Source organism: Enterovibrio litoreus (assembly GCF_045679545.1).
Taxonomy (GTDB): domain Bacteria; phylum Pseudomonadota; class Gammaproteobacteria; order Enterobacterales; family Vibrionaceae; genus Enterovibrio.
The window spans coordinates 26,201-44,449 of record NZ_CP166195.1 but is presented as its reverse complement, the minus strand read 5'-3'; the positions used below and the strand labels follow the sequence as shown (position 1 = coordinate 44,449).

The 18,249-nt window shown below is 46.9% G+C and carries 11 protein-coding genes; 5 read left to right on the top strand and 6 right to left on the bottom strand.

The features are described from left to right. Window position 1 precedes the first annotated feature (1 nt). The 4 genes from AB8599_RS15995 to doeA form a co-directional block, all read right to left on the bottom strand. A complete protein-coding gene (locus tag AB8599_RS15995) occupies window positions 2-1,516 on the bottom strand; it encodes an NAD-dependent succinate-semialdehyde dehydrogenase (RefSeq protein WP_407333900.1) in 1,515 nt (504 codons plus the stop codon). 276 nt (window positions 1,517-1,792) lie between these two features. Next, the gene (locus AB8599_RS15990; protein ID WP_407333899.1) at window positions 1,793-2,272 is read right to left on the bottom strand and encodes an Lrp/AsnC family transcriptional regulator; all 480 of its coding nucleotides are present in this window, start codon (window positions 2,270-2,272) and stop codon (window positions 1,793-1,795) included. 217 nt (window positions 2,273-2,489) lie between these two features. After that, window positions 2,490-3,497 carry a N(2)-acetyl-L-2,4-diaminobutanoate deacetylase DoeB gene (gene doeB / locus AB8599_RS15985; protein WP_407333898.1) on the bottom strand — a complete coding sequence of 336 codons (1,008 nt, stop codon included), beginning with the start codon at window positions 3,495-3,497 and terminating at the stop codon, window positions 2,490-2,492. Between the two features lie 57 nt (window positions 3,498-3,554). After that, complete coding sequence (gene doeA / locus AB8599_RS15980) at window positions 3,555-4,742, bottom strand: ectoine hydrolase DoeA (protein ID WP_407333897.1); 1,188 nt, start codon at window positions 4,740-4,742, stop codon at window positions 3,555-3,557. Between the two features lie 830 nt (window positions 4,743-5,572). Between doeA and AB8599_RS15975 the strand changes: the two genes are divergently transcribed. Beyond that, window positions 5,573-7,606, top strand: a complete 2,034-nt coding sequence (locus AB8599_RS15975; protein WP_407333896.1) for an EAL domain-containing protein — start codon at window positions 5,573-5,575, stop codon at window positions 7,604-7,606. Between the two features lie 99 nt (window positions 7,607-7,705). Here the strand turns inward: AB8599_RS15975 and AB8599_RS15970 are convergent, their stop codons facing one another. Next, window positions 7,706-8,176: an FKBP-type peptidyl-prolyl cis-trans isomerase gene (locus AB8599_RS15970; protein ID WP_407334453.1), complete on the bottom strand. Its 471-nt coding sequence runs from the start codon at window positions 8,174-8,176 to the stop codon at window positions 7,706-7,708. Window positions 8,177-8,860: 684 nt separating this feature from the next. Between AB8599_RS15970 and AB8599_RS15965 the strand changes: the two genes are divergently transcribed. From AB8599_RS15965 to AB8599_RS15955, 3 genes are all read left to right on the top strand, one after another. Continuing rightward, a complete protein-coding gene (locus AB8599_RS15965) occupies window positions 8,861-11,203 on the top strand; it encodes a glycosyl hydrolase family 18 protein (RefSeq protein ID WP_407333895.1) in 2,343 nt (780 codons plus the stop codon). A gap of 326 nt (window positions 11,204-11,529) precedes the next feature. Further along, the gene (gene katG / locus AB8599_RS15960; RefSeq protein ID WP_407333894.1) at window positions 11,530-13,704 is read left to right on the top strand and encodes a catalase/peroxidase HPI; all 2,175 of its coding nucleotides are present in this window, start codon (window positions 11,530-11,532) and stop codon (window positions 13,702-13,704) included. A 209-nt stretch (window positions 13,705-13,913) separates the two neighbouring features. Further along, a complete protein-coding gene (locus AB8599_RS15955; RefSeq protein ID WP_407333893.1) occupies window positions 13,914-16,667 on the top strand; it encodes a M16 family metallopeptidase in 2,754 nt (917 codons plus the stop codon). A 151-nt stretch (window positions 16,668-16,818) separates the two neighbouring features. Here AB8599_RS15955 and AB8599_RS15950 read toward each other — a convergent pair whose 3' ends face one another. Beyond that, on the bottom strand, window positions 16,819-16,992 hold the full coding sequence (locus tag AB8599_RS15950) for an ATPase (RefSeq protein ID WP_407333892.1): 174 nt from the start codon (window positions 16,990-16,992) through the stop codon (window positions 16,819-16,821). A 285-nt stretch (window positions 16,993-17,277) separates the two neighbouring features. Here AB8599_RS15950 and AB8599_RS15945 point away from each other — a divergent pair, with 285 nt between their 5' ends. Next, entirely contained in the window at window positions 17,278-18,165 is an 888-nt protein-coding gene (locus AB8599_RS15945) for a PhzF family phenazine biosynthesis protein (RefSeq protein WP_407333891.1), read from the top strand. The last annotated feature ends 84 nt before the right edge of the window (window positions 18,166-18,249 follow it).

The following is an 18,249-nucleotide window of genomic DNA, read 5'->3' as shown; positions in this document are numbered from 1 at the left end:
TTCAGCAACCGCTGGCTGTCGGTAAACCGCCAAGGCAGTAGTATTTAGTTTCGCTGTATTCATCAAAACCGTGTCGGCTACCTTCGCGCCCAAGGCCTGACTGCTTCATGCCGCCAAACGGGATCGGGTGACCCGTCATTTTCACGCTGTTCACACTTACCATGCCAAACTCTAGCCCGCGCATGAGCTTCCATATGTCGCGAATATCGTTTCCGTACACGTAGGCGGCAAGGCCATATTCGGTGTCGTTCGCGGCAACAAGGAGGTCATCTAAGTTGTCGTAGGCAATCACACCGGCAACGGGGCAGAAGTTCTCTTCACGATATACCGCCATGTCAGGCGTAACTTGGGTTAGCAGTACGGGATGAAAAAAATTGCTGTTGAGCGATTGTGGTGATTTTCCTGCGAGTAGCGTTGCGCCTTTTTCGAGTGCATCGTCGACCAGTTTTTGCGCTTTTTCGACGGCTTGACGGCTTATCAACGGGCCAAGGTCTACGCCTTTTTGCATGCCATTTCCAACGCGAAGTGTTTGCATGCCAGCAGCGAAGGCCGCGACAAATTCATCGTGTCGTTCGCGAGGTACAAAGATCCGGTTGGCGGCGAGGCAGTCTTGGCCTGATGTCTGGAACTTGGCATCAATCGCAGCGTTGGCTGCTTCATGAATGTCCATGTCCGGCAGAACAATGAAAGGGGCATTGCCACCTAACTCCATCGAGCACTTCTTCACTGTATCTGCGCATTGTTCGAGTAGGATTTTCCCGACGCGTGTGGAGCCGGTAAACGAGAGGGCCTTTACTTTGTCTGAGGCGCACAGCGTGGCGGCGATCATGGGTGCATCGCCGGTGACCACGTTAAATACTCCGGCTGGAATGCCAGCCCGCTCTGCCAGTTCCGCGAGTGCTAATGCGGAGAAGGGTGTTTCGTTGGCAGGTTTCACAATCACCGTACAACCAATTGCCAATGCAGCAGCGGCTTTGCGGGTGATCATCGCATTGGGGAAATTCCATGGCGTGATTAACGCCGCGACCCCAATCGGTTCTCTCAGAGTAGCAAGCTGTGCATTGGGGATATGGCTAGGGATGGTTTCACCATAAGCTCTACGCGCTTCTTCGGCAAACCAGCGAATGAACGATGCGCCATAATCAATTTCGCCACGAGCATCGTTTAAGGTTTTTCCTTGTTCCAATACCATTAAGCGGGCGAGGTCCTCTCTGTTTTCAAGCAGCAAATCATGCCAACGCATCAGTTTGGTCGCCCGTTGTTCTGCGGATAAGGCACGCCAAGGAACAAACGCTTTGTACGCAGCGTTGATGGCCTTGTCGACCTGAGATTTTTTTAATGAGGTGACATAACCCAACACATGATCATCGGCGGGGTTGGTCACGGCAATATCGTCGTTACCTGCCACCCATTTCCCGTTTATATAAGCAAGCTGACGGAGTAAGCGCGCATCATCCAACTGGGCTAACACAGCGTTGCTGGCTTTTCCTTCGTAAGGCAAATTCAGTGCGGCCATACATGACCTCCCTATAAGGTGACTCGTTTATACCCAAGCAACGTCAAGATGCTTGTTCAGCGGGAGTTTGTTTGGGTATATATGGTTTTTCTCATTAAAAGGTAAGTCAGTTTCGGCTGGGTTGTTTTCTGTTAAATAGGGTTTGGCATGAGGTTTTTTTCTATTGGACGACGAAAGACATGGTGTTTTTTCTGCACAGAATTAAGAGCGGGAATAATGGCCTGACGTGAGCAATAAAAGAGGCGTTGAGGAGAATATTTCGAGACGAAAAGAAGGTTATCGCATCAGGTTTTCATCGATTTCAAATGTGTCACCTTGGTGCTTGATCGTTTTCGTGACGATGTAGGTGTAGTAGCGTTCAATGCTGAGTTCTGACACCAGCCAACTGTCGACAAGACGTTGATATTGATCGATATCTTTCACCATGACTCTGAGGATGTAGTCAATGCCTCCACCCGTTGCGAAACAGTCAGCCACTTCAGGGCAGGTTTGCATGGCTTCTTCAAAGCGTTTGAAACTGGCTGCGTCATGTTTTCCTAGTGTGACTTCCACCAGAACAGGCGTTTTTTTACTGAAGATACTGGGGTTGATCTTGGCGCCATAGCCTTCAATGATCCCAGCTTCTTCAAGGCGTTTTACTCGTTCCCAGCATGGACTGATCGACAGATTAATCGCTTCGGCGAGGTGCGATTTTGTGATTCGCCCTTGTGTCGCCAAAATTTGCAGGATTTTTGTGTCGTACCGATCAAGTTGCATTGATGACCCTGTCTCAGTGTGCTCGATAGCTTTAAGCGTGGCACAGAGTTGGAATTGTTGACATTTCTCGTCGCCAATTTTGTGTGCTTGAGGTGATGGGCGAGTGGCAAGCGGCGAGGGCGCTTGGTTCACATAGCCAATGACACAAACAAGCGGCGTCGAGCGACGTTAGGATGCATGATGCCACGCCGTTCGCTGTACCGCAGAAGTGAGGTGGTTAGTCGATTGGCTTCGCAAGCACGGCGAAGGTGTCACCGAGGCTGATCTTAGCTAAATGCCGACGGGCAGCGAGGATACCGTGAGTTTGTGATCGATATTCGATCGGAGCTTGTCCACTGCGCTCGGTCGAATAAACGCGCGCGATGAGGTCACCTTCTTTGATTTCATCACCCAAGTTCACACATAGCTCCAAAATTCCATTATGTTCACTTTGCAAATAACACTGAGCATTTGGGATTTCTAAGAAGATAGGGTCGCTAGTTGGCTCAATGTAGCTTTTAAGCAAAATACCGCTGTAAACAAGAAAGTTATGAATCCCCCGATCAGCCATTTCAATTGTTTCAGGGTTCGTGGTTCCGCCACCTCGCAATTCCGTGGTGACGAACACTTTTCCTTGTGCTTCAACAGCCGTGTCATACAGCTGCGTCGGGTCCATTTCTTCCATAAAAAAACAGTAGGGTGCACCAAACAATCGCGCCCCTTCGATGCAACGAAACTCTTGTATTCTATCGGTAAGGCGGTGTGCCGCGGCAAATGGGAGGATATCGAGTGTCTTCCCCCCTGAATGAATATCCAGTGCGGTATCACATAAGGGGACAAGGTGACGGCTAAAGTAGTCAGCCATTCGCTCTGTCATGCTGCCGTAGGGGTGACCAGGAAATGCGCGGTTCATGTTGCCATTATCAATGGGAGAAACACGGCTTCCCGCTTCGACAGCTGGGTGGTTCATCATTGGCACGATAATTACGCGGCCTTTGATATCAGCGGGTTTCAGGGTATGGCTCAATTTGAGTAATGACGTGATCCCTTCGTATTCATCGCCATGATTCCCTCCCGTTAGCAGCGCTGTTTGACCCTCACCATTCTTAATGACGGTGATGGGGGTCATGATGGCACCCCACGCTGAGCCATCGTGTGAATAAGGCAATTTCAAAAAGCCATGCTGTATGCCGTCGGCATCAAAATCAACCGTCGCTGATACCGAGCTGGGCGGTAATTTATCCATGTAACCTTGTTCCTCTTCTGTGTTGGCTATTGCGTGTGCCGTTTAGTGTTTGACGAATTAGTGTTTAATGAAAAGCTGTCGCGGAAAATTACACAATGTTTCTGCACCGTACTTGGTTATTACAATGCTTTCTGTGGTTTCCATACCCCAATCATTCATCCAAAGTCCTGGCATGAAGTGAAACGTCATGCCTTCCTTCAAGATGGTAGTGTCAGTGTCGCGAAGACTCATGGTGCGCTCACCCCAATCCGGTGGATAGCTCATGCCGATAGGGTAGCCGCATCGTGAACCGCCCCTATCAAAACCATACTTCACCATGATGGCATTGAGAGCGCGGGCAATGTCGCCACACGTGTTACCCGGTTTGGCAACTGCAAGCCCTGCTTCTAGCCCTTCATTCAATGCATCGTTTGCACGTTTAAAATGATCTTCCGGCTCGCCAAGATAAATAGTTCGTGAAAGCGGGCAGTGATAGCGGCGGTGAACCCCCGCCATTTCGATAAAAGTACCTTCACCTTTTTTAAACGGACGATCATTGTACGTGAGGTGAGGTGCGGACGCGTCAATGCCAGACGGTAGCAAGGGGACGATAGCGGCATAGTCGCCGAAGTGACCATCGTGACCGATCACGGAGTGCTTGTTAATTTCAGCCACCAGAATATGTTTCGGTAATCCGGGTTCGATAAGGTCGTAAGCCACGCGGTGCATGTTTTCTACAATGCGCGCTGCTGCTCTCATGTAATACAGCTCTTGTTCTGATTTCTCTGCACGACACCAGTTAACCAAGCCTGTTGCATCCGTAAATGATGCGTTGGGTAGGTTGTCACGCAATGCCTCGTAGGCGGTTGCGCTGAAGTAGTAATTGTCTTTTTCGACACCAATTCGACCACGGTCCCATACCTTTTCACCAAGCACTGCGTTGGCCAGATACTCCATTGGGTGAAGCGGTGGATTCATCACATAGTGATCAGGGTAGCCGACCACGTTTTCTGGAGACATATGAACAGTGCGGCGTGCTCCGTTGGCGTCTTGATTGCGCCCAAACCACAAAGGGACGCCAGTTTGCGCGACGACGACACACTGAGGTACGTAAAATGACCAGCCGTCGTAGCCTGTGAGCCAAGACATGTTGGACGGGTCGTGAACGATAAGAATATCGATTTCGTTTATTTCCATGGCTGCACGAACCTTCGCCAGCCGAACGCCGAACTCTTCACGTGTAAAATTAAGGACTACATCACTCATGCCCTTTTTCTCCTTAATATACCGCCCAAATGGACGAACGTTGACCATCGTTAGAGTCATCGCCAGTCATCAACATGTGACGGATTTCGGGGTCGATATTCCGCCTCAGAGAAAGATGACTGTTTTGCCTCCCAGCTTTGCATGTGTTCACGTTGAATGGCGGCAGAACGTTTTGATCGAAGCCATGTTTTGACGCGCCATACATTAGGCATACACACTGGTTAAATAACGGTCAATAAAATAATCAATAAGAAAAAAGACATAGAGCCTCTAACACGCTTCGAGGCACGCGAAATACGGGGAGTCTCAGTTTCGGGAATTGAGGTGGTTTCTCCACTTTTATGGCGAATTCTAAGGAGAGCGACGAAGATGATGTGTCGGTAGGCTAGTGATACCCAAGCATCTTGAGGTTAAGCAAATATATATTTCTTTAGTGATATTTGCTTTGTTTTCGTTAATGGTTATTCACTGCATGTATTCGTGAGCACTCTTGTTATAGTTGAGTGAGTTTTAGTGGCAAATGTGCATATTTATTGTTTGAGACAATATAATTATGGCTATATAATCCGCAAAATTTTTGACTAATAGCGAAACAAAACAAACAAAAACTCTCCGCCGCAGTCACCTTGATGTTTAGAAAAGTACACTATCCTATCTATCTCGCGGCTATATGCCATTTCTTCTCTCTGACAATAAGCTTTTCGATTGCTTTTGAAAATAAGTAGTCCGGTTGTCTGTGCATGAAATAGCGTTAAGTGTAAACAGGATGTGCATTGGTTTGAGTGAGTTTGTTGTACTGTGTTCGTGTGTAATGAGATTTATCATCCTATATGTATAAATTGCCATCTCTAAAGGTGTATTACGATACCTATGTACGTGATATATCTTTTGTTTTTTTATTGCTTCTTCCCCTCACGATATGCAATGCGATTTCTATATTTGTTGGGCACTCACTCAATGCTTCAAATTTCCCTTTTGCAGCTCAACAGTTTTTCTATTTCTCAAACATATTGATTGGCGTATACCCAACCGCACTATGTCTAATTACAACCTATTATTTATCGTCAAAACATAGCGTTAACCCAATGGTGGTGGTGCCCTACGCGCTGGCCATGTTCATCACGATTTCATTAGCAAATGGGCTAGTGGCGCAGCATAGTGGTTTACCAAACAACCCTTTGGTGGCGTTGCTGACGGCTGGAATTTCGGCGGCATCTTGTGTGTCATTTCGTTTGTACCCATTAAACCCAGCCCGTATAGACTTTGTCAGCTCGCTATACAAGCAAGTGGTGCATTTCTTCGGCTTTTTGCTTTTAACGATGGCCTTGTCAGCCCTAACGAGTGCACTTATCACCCATGTTGATAGTTACCGGGAAGTGCTAGCAATCAATCCACTGACGTTTAACGGTGGCCTAGTCTACGTATTCCTGCTGGGGCTATTAGGCTCTGTAGGCATTAACGGACACAACTTCCTTTTCAGGGCAAAACAGCAATTATTTGAGGACACTGAAATCAACCTTGCCGCATGGGAAGCGGGCACGGAGTCGTTGAACATTTTAGGTCAGGGATTTTATGATGCGTTTCTGTCCATAGGTGGTTCGGGAAACACGCTTAGCCTTTTGTTGTGTGTTTTGTTGTTTTCCAAAGAGCGTCGTCACATAACGTTGGCGCTTTCGGCTTTGCCGCTCGTGATGTTCAATATTAACGAGTTGCTTCTGTTCGGTTTACCCATCGTGTTTAACCCAACCTTGATCGTCCCCTTTGTTTTGGTTCCGATGGTTAGTTTTGTCTTGGTATTTGTTGTGATGTCTTTGGGGTGGGTGAACCCTGTTAGCGCGATTGTCGACTGGATGACGCCCCCGTTTCTAAGCGGCTATTTTGCTACCCAAGATAGTGTGGGTGGTGTTGTACTTCAGCTTGCTGTGGTGGCGATAGGCATACTGATTTATCGTCCCTTTTATCTGCATTATTCAGGCAATAATGGCATTGATGGAAAAGACATCCATCGTAAAAACGAAATTGAAAACAGTGCCTTGAAATCTTTCCTTGTCGACCTGAATACTTCGATGGGAGGTTACATCAACAAGCATGAAGTCAGTCAACGTGTGAGCCGTATGCTGAGTCAGGGTGAATTTGTGATGTTCTATCAACCGCAGGTGCATTTGCATAACCCGAATCACATCGCGTTTGAATCGCTCGTGCGCTATCGAGATGTGAAAGGTAACCTCCAGCCACCAACGTTTGTCGCCGATTTTCAGCAATTGGGTGCCATGTGGCAGCTCGATACCATGGTGATCGAGCTCGTTCTCTCTGACATGAGTGCTTTCCCTTTGGGTAGCGGCTGCAAAATTGGGGTGAATATTTCGGCAGATACAATCTCCGATCCAAGAACGGTTGATTTCATCGCGAAGCGATTAGCACGATACGGTGTACCAGCTTCGGCGTTGGAGATAGAGATAACGGAAGAGGCCATTTTAGAAGACCACAGTCAGATAAAGAGCAACATTGATGCTCTGCAGGGCTTAGGTGTGAAAGTGGCGATTGATGATTTTGGTGCAGGTTATGCGTCGTTTCCTCATTTACTAAAATTCAACTTCGACAAAGTGAAGCTTGATCGCTCATTACTGCTTAATGTGCAGGAAGAGCGCGGGCAGAATCTGTATCAATTGTTAGCGAAGATCAGTGAAGTGACAGGCTGTGCCATCGTTGCAGAAGGTGTAGAAACCTATGCTGAGAAAATGTTTGTCAAAGGCTGTGGCATTGATATTTGTCAGGGCTACTACTTTGCGAAGCCTATGCCTCTTGAGGAAGCCGTGGTGTGGACGCGCAGTGTGGCGCATCCGCCAGTCGTCGAAATCGATTAAAGCCGAAACACGCAGTCTGAAAGTAGGCAGTGGAGTAGCGAAGACACAAAAGCCGCATCAAATGTATGCGGCTTTTTTTCAATATATAGAAACAAGGTATTAGTTAAAATCTAGCAACTCAACCTCAAAAATCAGTGTTGAACCCGGTTTGATTGCACCCGCTGACCCGTTACCATATGCCAAATGTGAGGGAATAAAGAAGCGGGTTTTTTCGCCTTTTTTCATCAACTGAACGCCTTCTGTCCAGCCTTTAATGACTTGATTTAATCCAAATTCAATCGGCTCGCCACGTTCTACTGAGCTATCGAAGACGACGCCGTTAAGTAATGTTCCGTGATAGTGTACCTTCACGCGAGATTTGGCCGTTGGGTGTGCTTCGCCTTCGCCTTGCTCCAACACCTTGTATTGAAGACCAGAAGCGGTGGTCTTCACACCTTCCTCTTGTGCGTTTTTTTCTAAGAATGCTGCGCCAGCTTGGATGTTTTCTGCTGCGGCTTTTTTGGCTTTTTGGCGGTTAAGAATAATGAAAACGAAAATCACGAGGATGACGAGAGGTAACGCAAAATCCATGGTAGCTATCTCACTGGTTGTTGTCGGCAAAGCCTTGAAGTCGGTCATTATCATCAAGCTTCGGGCGGATTGGAATCATTAAAACTCAACAAGATGTGAAACGATTAACGTTTGTGATGATGTAGACGTACAGCAGGAGAAATGGAGTGTGCATGATGTGTGCAGTTTTGGTGCAAAACTTGCCTCATAATTAATCATAGAATCATGAGTTTAATCATTTTTTCCCGATTAATTGCGATTCAACGGCTAACAACTCATTGGTACGGTGTTTGCTAAATGGTTTTTTGTGCTGAAAGGGCACGGCTTACACTCACTGTTTCCCTGCTGAAGGGATCACTTAGTTAGCGCTTCTCATTTGCTGCTTATCTCCGCCATGCTTTGCGCTGGCGGAGTTTTTTTATTCACCATTTAACTTTCTCATTATACTCGGATTCATTGTGATTTTAGTTCAATATTATTGATATTTAAGATAAAAATCTGAATTTCATTCCATGTGATATACGCCTGTTTCTTTCTTCAGATTAGATGCCTTGCTGCAAAAAAATTGCCAAATAAATGTAACTGAGTAAACACATTCCTAATCTTGATACCAAAGTTTGATATTTACATTCGCGTCGGAAATTAAGTGGTGGAAAAGTAGGGGCAGCACAACAACCAACATCCAAGACGTGGAGAAAAATAACAATGTATAAAGGACTTAAGTTCACAGCGGTTGCCGCATGTGTCGCTGGTGCGCTAGGCATGAGCGCCTCACTGCAAGCAGCACCAACACATGACAAAGCCGTTATTGGTTACCTGACGCAATGGGAAGCGTGGAAGGGCACTGATGCAGGTTTTAGCGTAAAAGGCGAAGCTACCCACCTGAACGTAGACATGGACATCTACTCCATTCTTAACTTCTCCTTCTTCGGCGTGGCAAAAGATGGTTCATTGCACAGTGGCGATTTGCGCAACAAGAGTATTTACCAACCTAATGCTGTTCAAGAGCCGGGCCCATTGTTACACCCAGACGTTTATTCAAGCTGGGACTTTCACATTCTATGGGGAGAGCTTGAGTACATTCATGAATTCCCAGGAAACGAACCTTGGCAGGCTGATCAGCTGGCAAAAGTGCAAGCCCAAGGTTTTGTGAAAGATGGACGTGGTTGGAAACATGCACCATCAGGCGTAACAGGCCAAATGCCTATTCCGTTGAAAAAGGCGGGCGGTGCCCCAGGCTTGATCGACCTAGCAAACCAAAATGGCGTGAAAGTGATGGCGTCTATTGGTGGTTGGAGTATGTCAAAACACTTCCCTGAAATGGCGGCTAACCCTGTCATGAAAGAGCGCTTCCTGAAAGACGTAGATCGTTTGATGGCATTGGGTTTCCACGGTATTGATATCGACTGGGAATTCCCAGGTTCTGGCGGCATGAACTTTACCGGTACTGATGTTGACTACGCCAACTTTGAACAGTTGATGGACGATATTCGTGCGCGTATTGGTGATGACAAACTGCTGACTGCTGCGTTTAAAGCCGTGCCAGCTGCACTAGAAGGTTACGATTGGGATCGTCTGTCAAATTCGATGGATTACTTCAACATGATGACTTACGACCTCAACGGTGGTTGGTCAAACGTAACCGGTCATAACTCCCCGTTGTATCCATACCCAGAAGAAGAGTTTGATGGATTAACATTGGACGATTTGCGTATCTGGATGCAAGCACGCGGTATTCCATCTAATAAGATTAACTTCGGCGCGGCTTTCTACGGTCGTGGTGTTCAAACCAAGGAAGCAACGGCGTACTTGGGTGCACCGACTGACAAGCGCACCGTGAATTTCTCCGTTGATGGTCCTACGCCTTCGTCAGTGGATTTGGATAACTGGAAAGTGTTCGAAGGGCAACCAAACTACAACTACATCATTAAGCAAACTGGTTGGGAGCACTTCTGGGATGCCAATGCAGAAGTGCCTTATGCTGTAAAAGGAAAATACTTCCTAAGTTACGATGATGAAGAAGCCATTCGTAAGAAAGCTGAGTATGTCGTGAATAACGATCTTGGCGGTATCATTGTTTGGCAGGTGCACGGTGACATTCAGTGTGAAGGCACTTTTATCAATCACGGCACTAAGCTAAAAGAGTGTACCAACCTTAAATCGCCACTGGCTCAGCAAATTGACAATGTGTTTAGCGCAAATGTAATGCCAAATGAAGCGCCAGTCATTTCTGTACCGGGCGCACAAGCGGCGGATTCTGGTCAAGTGATTAGCTTTGCTGTTTCAGCGAAAGACGCAGACGGTGATGCGTTGTCATTCACAGCTGCTGGTGCAGATGTGCTTGACAATGGTGATGGCACGGCGACGATCACTTACCAAGCACCAAACACAGCGTCAGATGTTACTGACACCATTACAGTGACTGTTACTGACGGTAAGAAATCTGACGTGGCTACCGTGGCTGTCAACGTAAAAGGCTCTGGCGTTGTTGAAAATACACCACCAGTATTGACCGTTCCCGCATCTGTCACAGTTAACGCTGGTGAGTCTGTCGATATTTCGGTGTCTGCTTCTGATGCTGAAGGCGATGCACTGAACTTTACGGCAAGCGAAGGTGTGGTTGTTCAAAACGGTAACTCTGCGGTTATTACCGTGGCAACTCCAGAGTCTGACAAAGACAGCGTGATTTCAGTGGTTGTTACCGTTAACGATGGTGTGGCGAGTGCTAAATCAACCGTACTTGTCAATGTGAAAGCAAACGCTGGCCCAGTGAACGGTACGTGGGACAAAGACACCATTTATAACACCGGTGATAAAGTGACATATAACGGCGTGGAATACACCGCGAAATGGTGGACGAAAGGTGAAGCACCGGGATCTTCGTCTGTGTGGGAAGCATTTGATGATGGTTCGGCTAAATCGTGGAGCGCAGGTAAGGTTTATGTAGGTGGCGACTTGGCTATCTACGACGGCAAAACCTACAAAGCGAAATGGTGGACGAAAGGTGATACCCCTGGAGCGGCCTATGGCCCATGGGCACTTCAATAAGTCATTGATGCAAAATCAACGCTAGGAAAATAACAGATAGACCCCGCTCATTGCGGGGTCTATTTTGTTATGGGCAAATATCTCAGTGAGGTGTGCTAGCTCAGGAACAAGAGGTCTTGTACCAATGTCTTTCATTTGATGGCCCTGTCTCATAAATACAAACGCTGGTGTGTTTTAACTATCTGATGTTAAATGATATTTCCCGCTCACTACAAGACATCGAAATAACCTATTACAGCGTTAGGATCTTCCCATTGGATACAGAAGGCTTATCCACCTATAAATTAACTCTACGAGCACGACATGCGTTTAAATGGAGAAAAGTTATGTCTGATATGAGCAAATGCCCGTTCCACCACACTGCTGGTGGTGGCACGACAAATCGCGACTGGTGGCCAAACCAGCTTCGCATCAATATTTTGCATCAACACACCCCCGCGTCTAACCCTCTAGGCGATAACTTCAATTATCGGGATGCCTTCAAAAAACTCGATCTTGAGGCGGTTAAAAAAGACATTCACGCATTAATGACAGATTCACAAGACTGGTGGCCTGCAGATTTTGGACACTATGGGCCACTATTTATTCGCATGGCGTGGCACAGTGCAGGCACATACCGAACCTCTGATGGCCGAGGTGGTGCGGGTACGGGGAACCAACGATTTGCGCCCGTGAACAGTTGGCCAGATAACGGAAACTTAGATAAAGCTCGCCGCTTGCTTTGGCCTGTGAAACAAAAATACGGTCAAAGTATCTCTTGGGCAGATTTACTGATCTTAACGGGCAACGTCGCGCTGGAATCCATGGGGTTCAAAACATTCGGTTTTGCGGGTGGGCGTGAAGACATTTGGGCGCCAGAGGAAGACGTTTACTGGGGTAATGAAAAGGAATGGTTAGGTGATAGCCGTTACAGTGATGATCGCGATCTAGAAAATCCACTGGCCGCAGTGCAAATGGGGCTGATTTATGTCAACCCAGAAGGGCCAAACGGTAACCCTGATCCGCTCGCTGCTGCCATTGATATTCGAGAAACCTTTGCACGTATGGCAATGAACGATGAAGAAACCGTGGCATTGATAGCGGGTGGACATACCTTTGGTAAAACGCATGGAGCGGGTGATGCTGCGTTAGTTGGGGCTTCTCCCGAAGAAGCGCCAATGGAAGAGCAAGGCTTCGGCTGGAAAAGCCGTTACGGCTCGGGTAAAGCTGGCGATGCGATTACCAGTGGTTTGGAAGTCACTTGGACACAAGCGCCGACACAATGGACTAACTACTTCTTTGAAAACCTGTTTGGTTACGAATGGGAATTGTCAAAAAGCCCAGCAGGTGCGCATCAGTGGGTAGCGAAAGATGCTGACGGTGTGATCCCCGATCCATTCGATAGCACCAAAAAGCGATTGCCTACGATGCTAACGACAGACTTATCGCTTCGTTTCGATCCTGCTTACGAAAAGATCTCTCGCCGGTTCATGGAAAACCCCGATCAGTTTGCGGATGCATTTGCACGGGCGTGGTTCAAATTAACCCATCGTGACCTTGGACCTCGTTCTCGTTACCTTGGCCCAGAAGTGCCAAGTGAAGTGATGATTTGGCAAGACCCTGTTCCAGCGCGTGATCATGCATTGATTGACGCAGCAGACATCGCACACCTCAAAGGAAAAATTGAAGCAACAGGCTTAACTGTCTCTGAGTTGGTTTCAACAGCATGGGCGTCAGCGTCAACGTTCCGTGGTTCAGACAAGCGAGGCGGGGCAAACGGTGCGCGTATTGCTTTGGCACCACAAAAAGATTGGGCGGTGAATCATCCCGATCAATTGGCCATGGTGTTAGAAAAGCTAGAAGGTGTGCAGTTTGATTTTAACGGCTCCCAAACAGGCGACAAGCGCGTTTCACTGGCAGATATTATTGTATTGGCAGGTGGTGTCGGTGTTGAGAAAGCAGCTAAGAATGCGGGCGAAACGGTTAATGTTCCGTTCACACCAGGCAGAACTGACGCATCACAAGATGAAACCGATGTGCACTCTTTCGAGGTGCTAGAACCTGAGGCCGACGGCTTCCGCAACTATGCGAAAGCCAAATACACAGTATCTTCTGAGGAAATGCTGCTGGATCGCGCGCAATTGCTGACGCTGACAGCGCCTGAAATGACAGTGCTTGTGGGTGGCATGCGTGTTCTGAACACCAACGCGGGTGGGCATTGCCACGGTGTGTTTACCGAACGTCCTGAGACGCTGACCAATGATTTCTTTAGAAACTTGTTGGATATGGGCGTTGAATGGAAGCCTTTGGATGGTGACAATGTGTTTGAAGGTCGTGACAGAGCCACCGGTGCGTTGAAATGGACGGGAACGCGGGCTGATTTAGTTTTCGGTTCAAACTCCCAACTTCGCGCCTTGGCTGAGGTCTATGCGACACAGGATTCACAGCAAAAATTCTTAAACGATTTTGTTGCCGCCTGGACAAAAGTCATGAACTTGGATCGTTTTGATCTCATCGCCTAATACTTGATTTCATTCAATTGTGATAAGTAAGCTAAGCCGCCATTCTATTGGCGGTTTTTTTTTGCGTTGAAAATTGGCATCAAATCTAATTGAACCTCACACTTCTATTGGAATTGCAATTTTTTCAGCCTCGCCTATGTCTTAATAGTCCTCTCTCTTTATCGTCAGCCTGTGCCTGCGGTCTAAAGCATTACTTTTGTGGAGCCTTTATGTTTGCTCGCTTTTTATCAACCCTAACTTTGATGTTAATGGTGGGTTGTTCGACATTGACGCCTTCTTCCGCAATAACACCCGATCCCCACTGGACATCTGTGACGCTTGGTAATGGTTTCCAATATCACTTGTACCCAATTGAGGGCAGGGACGTAGAAATTCGGCTCGTAGTGAATGTTGGTAGCCTAAACGAACAAGAAGAAGAAAGGGGATATGCACATTTTATTGAGCATATGGCGTTCAATGGTACTAAGCGTTTTCCTCACAACTCAGTGTTTGATGCATTCGCGGCGGTGGGTGTTGAGTTTGGTCCGGATATCAACGCAGTAACAGATTATGGTCGTACTGTGTATCAACTGTCATTACCAGACATGGATAGCGCCGAACAGGCGTTGGCGTGGTTTCGAGATATTGGTGATGGGCTGCTGCTCGATAAAGAAGAAGTTGACAGTGAAATAGGGGTTATTTTTGGTGAGTGGCGTCAGGACAACCGATCAGAAGCATCTTGGCAGTTAAAGCTATACAACACCTTATTGAAAGGCTCTCCCTATATTCAACGTGATCCTATTGGTACAGAAAAAGCACTAACCAATGCCATCAGTGAAAACTTACAGGCGTTTTACACTCAGTGGTATCAAGCTAATCGTATGCAATTGGTGATAGTTGGTGGGATTGAGGTAGAAACACTCAGCGCACAAATAAACAAAGAATTCGCGTCTTTACGCACAAGCCATCATGTACCAGAGCAACATGTTCTCCCTGACATTAATTCAGCTATTCAATACCCCCTGACGCTATACGCGCCGCAGGGTGAATCACCGGCTGTAGTTCTGAGTTTCCCAAATGGTCGTCAAGAGGTTCCAACGACGTTGCGCGAACAGCGTGACACATGGCTATCGTGGATGGTGATTGATGCCATTCAATTGCGGCTGGAAGAACAATTCGATCGTATGGGAATCTCACACAATGGGATATACAACAGTTCTCCTTTTACACCGGGTTTCAACGTGCATGAGTTGGTCGTGGCATTCAACAACGTCGATCGCAACGATGTTTTGGAAGCATTAGCGAAGAATGTTGCGTCATTGCGTGACCAAGGAGTCAGTTCCAGCGAATTCCATGCGCTTGTGGAACAGTACAGGTCGTCCGTCAATCTGTTTGATGAAGCGACGCCGATTGAGGTAGCTGAAACGGCGGTGCAGGAGCTTTACACAAATAGATTGCCGCAAGATGAGCGGGAATTAAACGCGAATTTTGAAGATTTTCTCGACACGCTATCATTCGATGTGTTCAACGCGAGTCTGAACGAGCTGCTGATCTCCCCAAATCAGGGTTTGACCTTGGTTTATGCGAGTGGCGAACCGCTATCAGATGCTGAAGCGTTGAAACAAAGCTACTTCTCGGCACTAAAGCAGCGCGGTGAGGAAATAGATGTCGCCTATCTGGATATTCAAATACCGCAGCCTAACAAGTTTTATGAAGGCGAAATCACGGTCGATAAACAAGACGATAATTTATTTGAATGGCAGCTTCCCAATGGGATCCCAGTTATCTTCTATCAGGTGGATAGGCCAACCTATGAAAGCTATGTGTTACTCCAAGCCAAAGGTGGTTTGTCCGTGCTTTCAAGAAAAGAGAGGGCGGCGCTTGAATTATTGTTTGAGACCTATCGGACTGGGAAGGTTGGCGATATTGAAGCGTTCGATTTTTCGCATTATCTCGAAGTTCGCGGTATTTCCATCGAACCTCAGGTATTGAGTAAAAGCCACAACCTCACTCTCGTTAGTCCTAATGGTTACTTGCCGGAATCAATGAATGCGCTTCGGTATTTGGTTGAACAAATTAAGCCTAATAGCGAGACCTTCATGAGAGAAAAAGCGCGTATCATGCATCGCGTACAGAGCGCAAAGCAGTCACCTTATGATGTCTTTGGACGTGCGTCGTTGGATGCCCTCTATCCACTAACTTCTTATGAATCCCCGCTGTCGGTTGAAGACTATGAAGCGGTAACACTTGATGATGTTGAGTACGTATATAATAAATTATTCAGTGATTTAGGCCATTTCCGAATCTATGTTGTGTCTGATGAATCCTTGAGCACGATTGAAAACCTTGTGACAGGGTACTTGGGTGGCATTGCCACTGAGCGACGCGAAACACCGCCAGTTGCGAATCAGTACAACCGAAAAGGAGACCGCACTGTTAAACACACTTCGCCTGAATATCGCACCTATGTAGAGCGTGTCTATGTCTCCGATGCAGCACCGCGTACACTGCGGCTTATTTTTGCAGAAGATATGCTCAATCGAGTGCTGCAATCACGTTACAACGATCTAGTACGAGAAAAATATGCGCTGTCTTATGACCCGTATTTTTCTTCTTGGACATGGGACGGCGAAGCTGTTTCGGTGACTAGCCTGACGGCATTGATTTCACCGGAAAGAGAAAAGCAGTTAACGTCTCTTTGGCCAGATATTCAACGAGTGCTTTCCGCGCCAGTGACAAAACGAGAAAGAGACAATGCGGCTCGTCAGCTTTCAAGGGATATGTATGACATCGGTAACGATGGCCTGTATATGGTAGGCGCGTTGGCTCGCTATGATCTGTGGGGATATGGCGTCGAGGGAGTGTTGTATCCCGATGAGGTCATTTCTCACATCGATGAGCATGTATTGACTCGTCTTGCTAGCCAACTGTTTGAAGGAAGTGCGCTGTTTGAAAGCATATTAAGGCCGAACAGTCAGCAATAGAAAACCAAGCAAGAAAAATGCAGCAACAGAGACAAAAGCAATAAAAAACGCGCTTCATCTGCGCGTTTTTCTGCTTAATCAAACGATAGTTGCTCAAAGCAATAGCCACACATCCACCGGAACCTGGATTGTTATAGCCAAGGCGTGATGATCAATGCGTTGATTTTCCGCCGAAGTATTTTTCCATGATTTCAGGCGTCAGTTCGCCTTTCTCTTCCAGCGCTTTAAGCTCTGCAACGATACGCTTTTGATCTTCTAGAGAAGGCAAAGGAAGATCCGGTTCGCGCTCAGGTGCATCTTTCATCAGGTTTTCTAAATCAATCATTGCTTGATACCCATATTCGATGTGGGACATTAAAATGTGAGAAGCATTCTAAGGAAAATACCTAACATCTAGCAAGTGAATGGCGCTTTAACGTCATTCTTAGCGTGATTGAAGCAATTTTCGTGACGACCTAACCGCGCCGTTCTTGAATCCACATCAATTTCTTGTGTTTTTCGCTTTTTTGTAACACTGTAACAAATATACCTAAGTGCGTATTGTCCTCAGATTTTTTTCGTCTCGGGGACAAAGCCGAAACAGAATAATAAAAAAACAAGGAAGGTAGCGATGTCAGAGTTTATTGAAGTCTATGTGGTTAATGCCTTTGTCGCAGACAACAAAGGCGGCAATCCAGCGGGTGTCGTCCTCAACTGTGCTCATCTCAATGTCAAACAAATGCAATCCATCGCCAAAGAACTCGGCCACTCGGAAACAGCGTTTGTCTTGCCCTCAAAAAAAGCAGATTTTCGCGTGCGATTTTTTACGCCCATCAATGAAGTCGATTTTTGCGGCCATGCCACTGTGGGCACATTCTCGACCTTGTTCAAAACAGGAAAGATTAAAGAGGGTGATTACACTCAAGAAACGGGTGCTGGCGTACTTGGGGTTTCAGTCTCTTCTGAAGGTCGTGTTTCAATGGAGCAGGCATTGCCAAAATTTGGCAAAGAATTCTCTGCCGACGAATTAGCGCCAATGTTAGGTCTAACGGTTGAAGATATTCTCGCCACAGGGCTGCCAGTGAAGGCAGTGTCCACAGGATTGGTGGATGTGATTGTCCCTGTAACGGACGACGCCGTATTGAAGAAGGTCTCACCTGACCTAGACGCGATTAAAAAATTCAACAAAGCGACAAAAACGGGTGCTGTACACGTATTTTCGCTGACACCCGCGGAATCTGACATTTCAGCACGCTGTCGTAATTTTGCGCCCTTGTTAGGTATTGATGAAGAATCTGCCACGGGGAGTGCTGCTGGTGCGTTAGCTTCATATCTCCATGTGTATCAAGGAGGGGGAAAGTATCGATACCTGTTTGAACAAGGCGAGATTTTGAATCGCCGTTCATTGATTTGGGCGAGTGTGGAACCAGATGGTGATGCCATAACAAAAGTGAGTGTCGGTGGTTTCAGTGACAAGCCTCAGCGGATTCCTTTCCGAATTGAAGAGACGGCTGACTAGTATTAAACATATTGAATATAAAGAAAAAAAGGAAACCGACTGGTTTCCTTTTTTGTTTCGATGTCGCTGAGGGTGAAGGTCGAT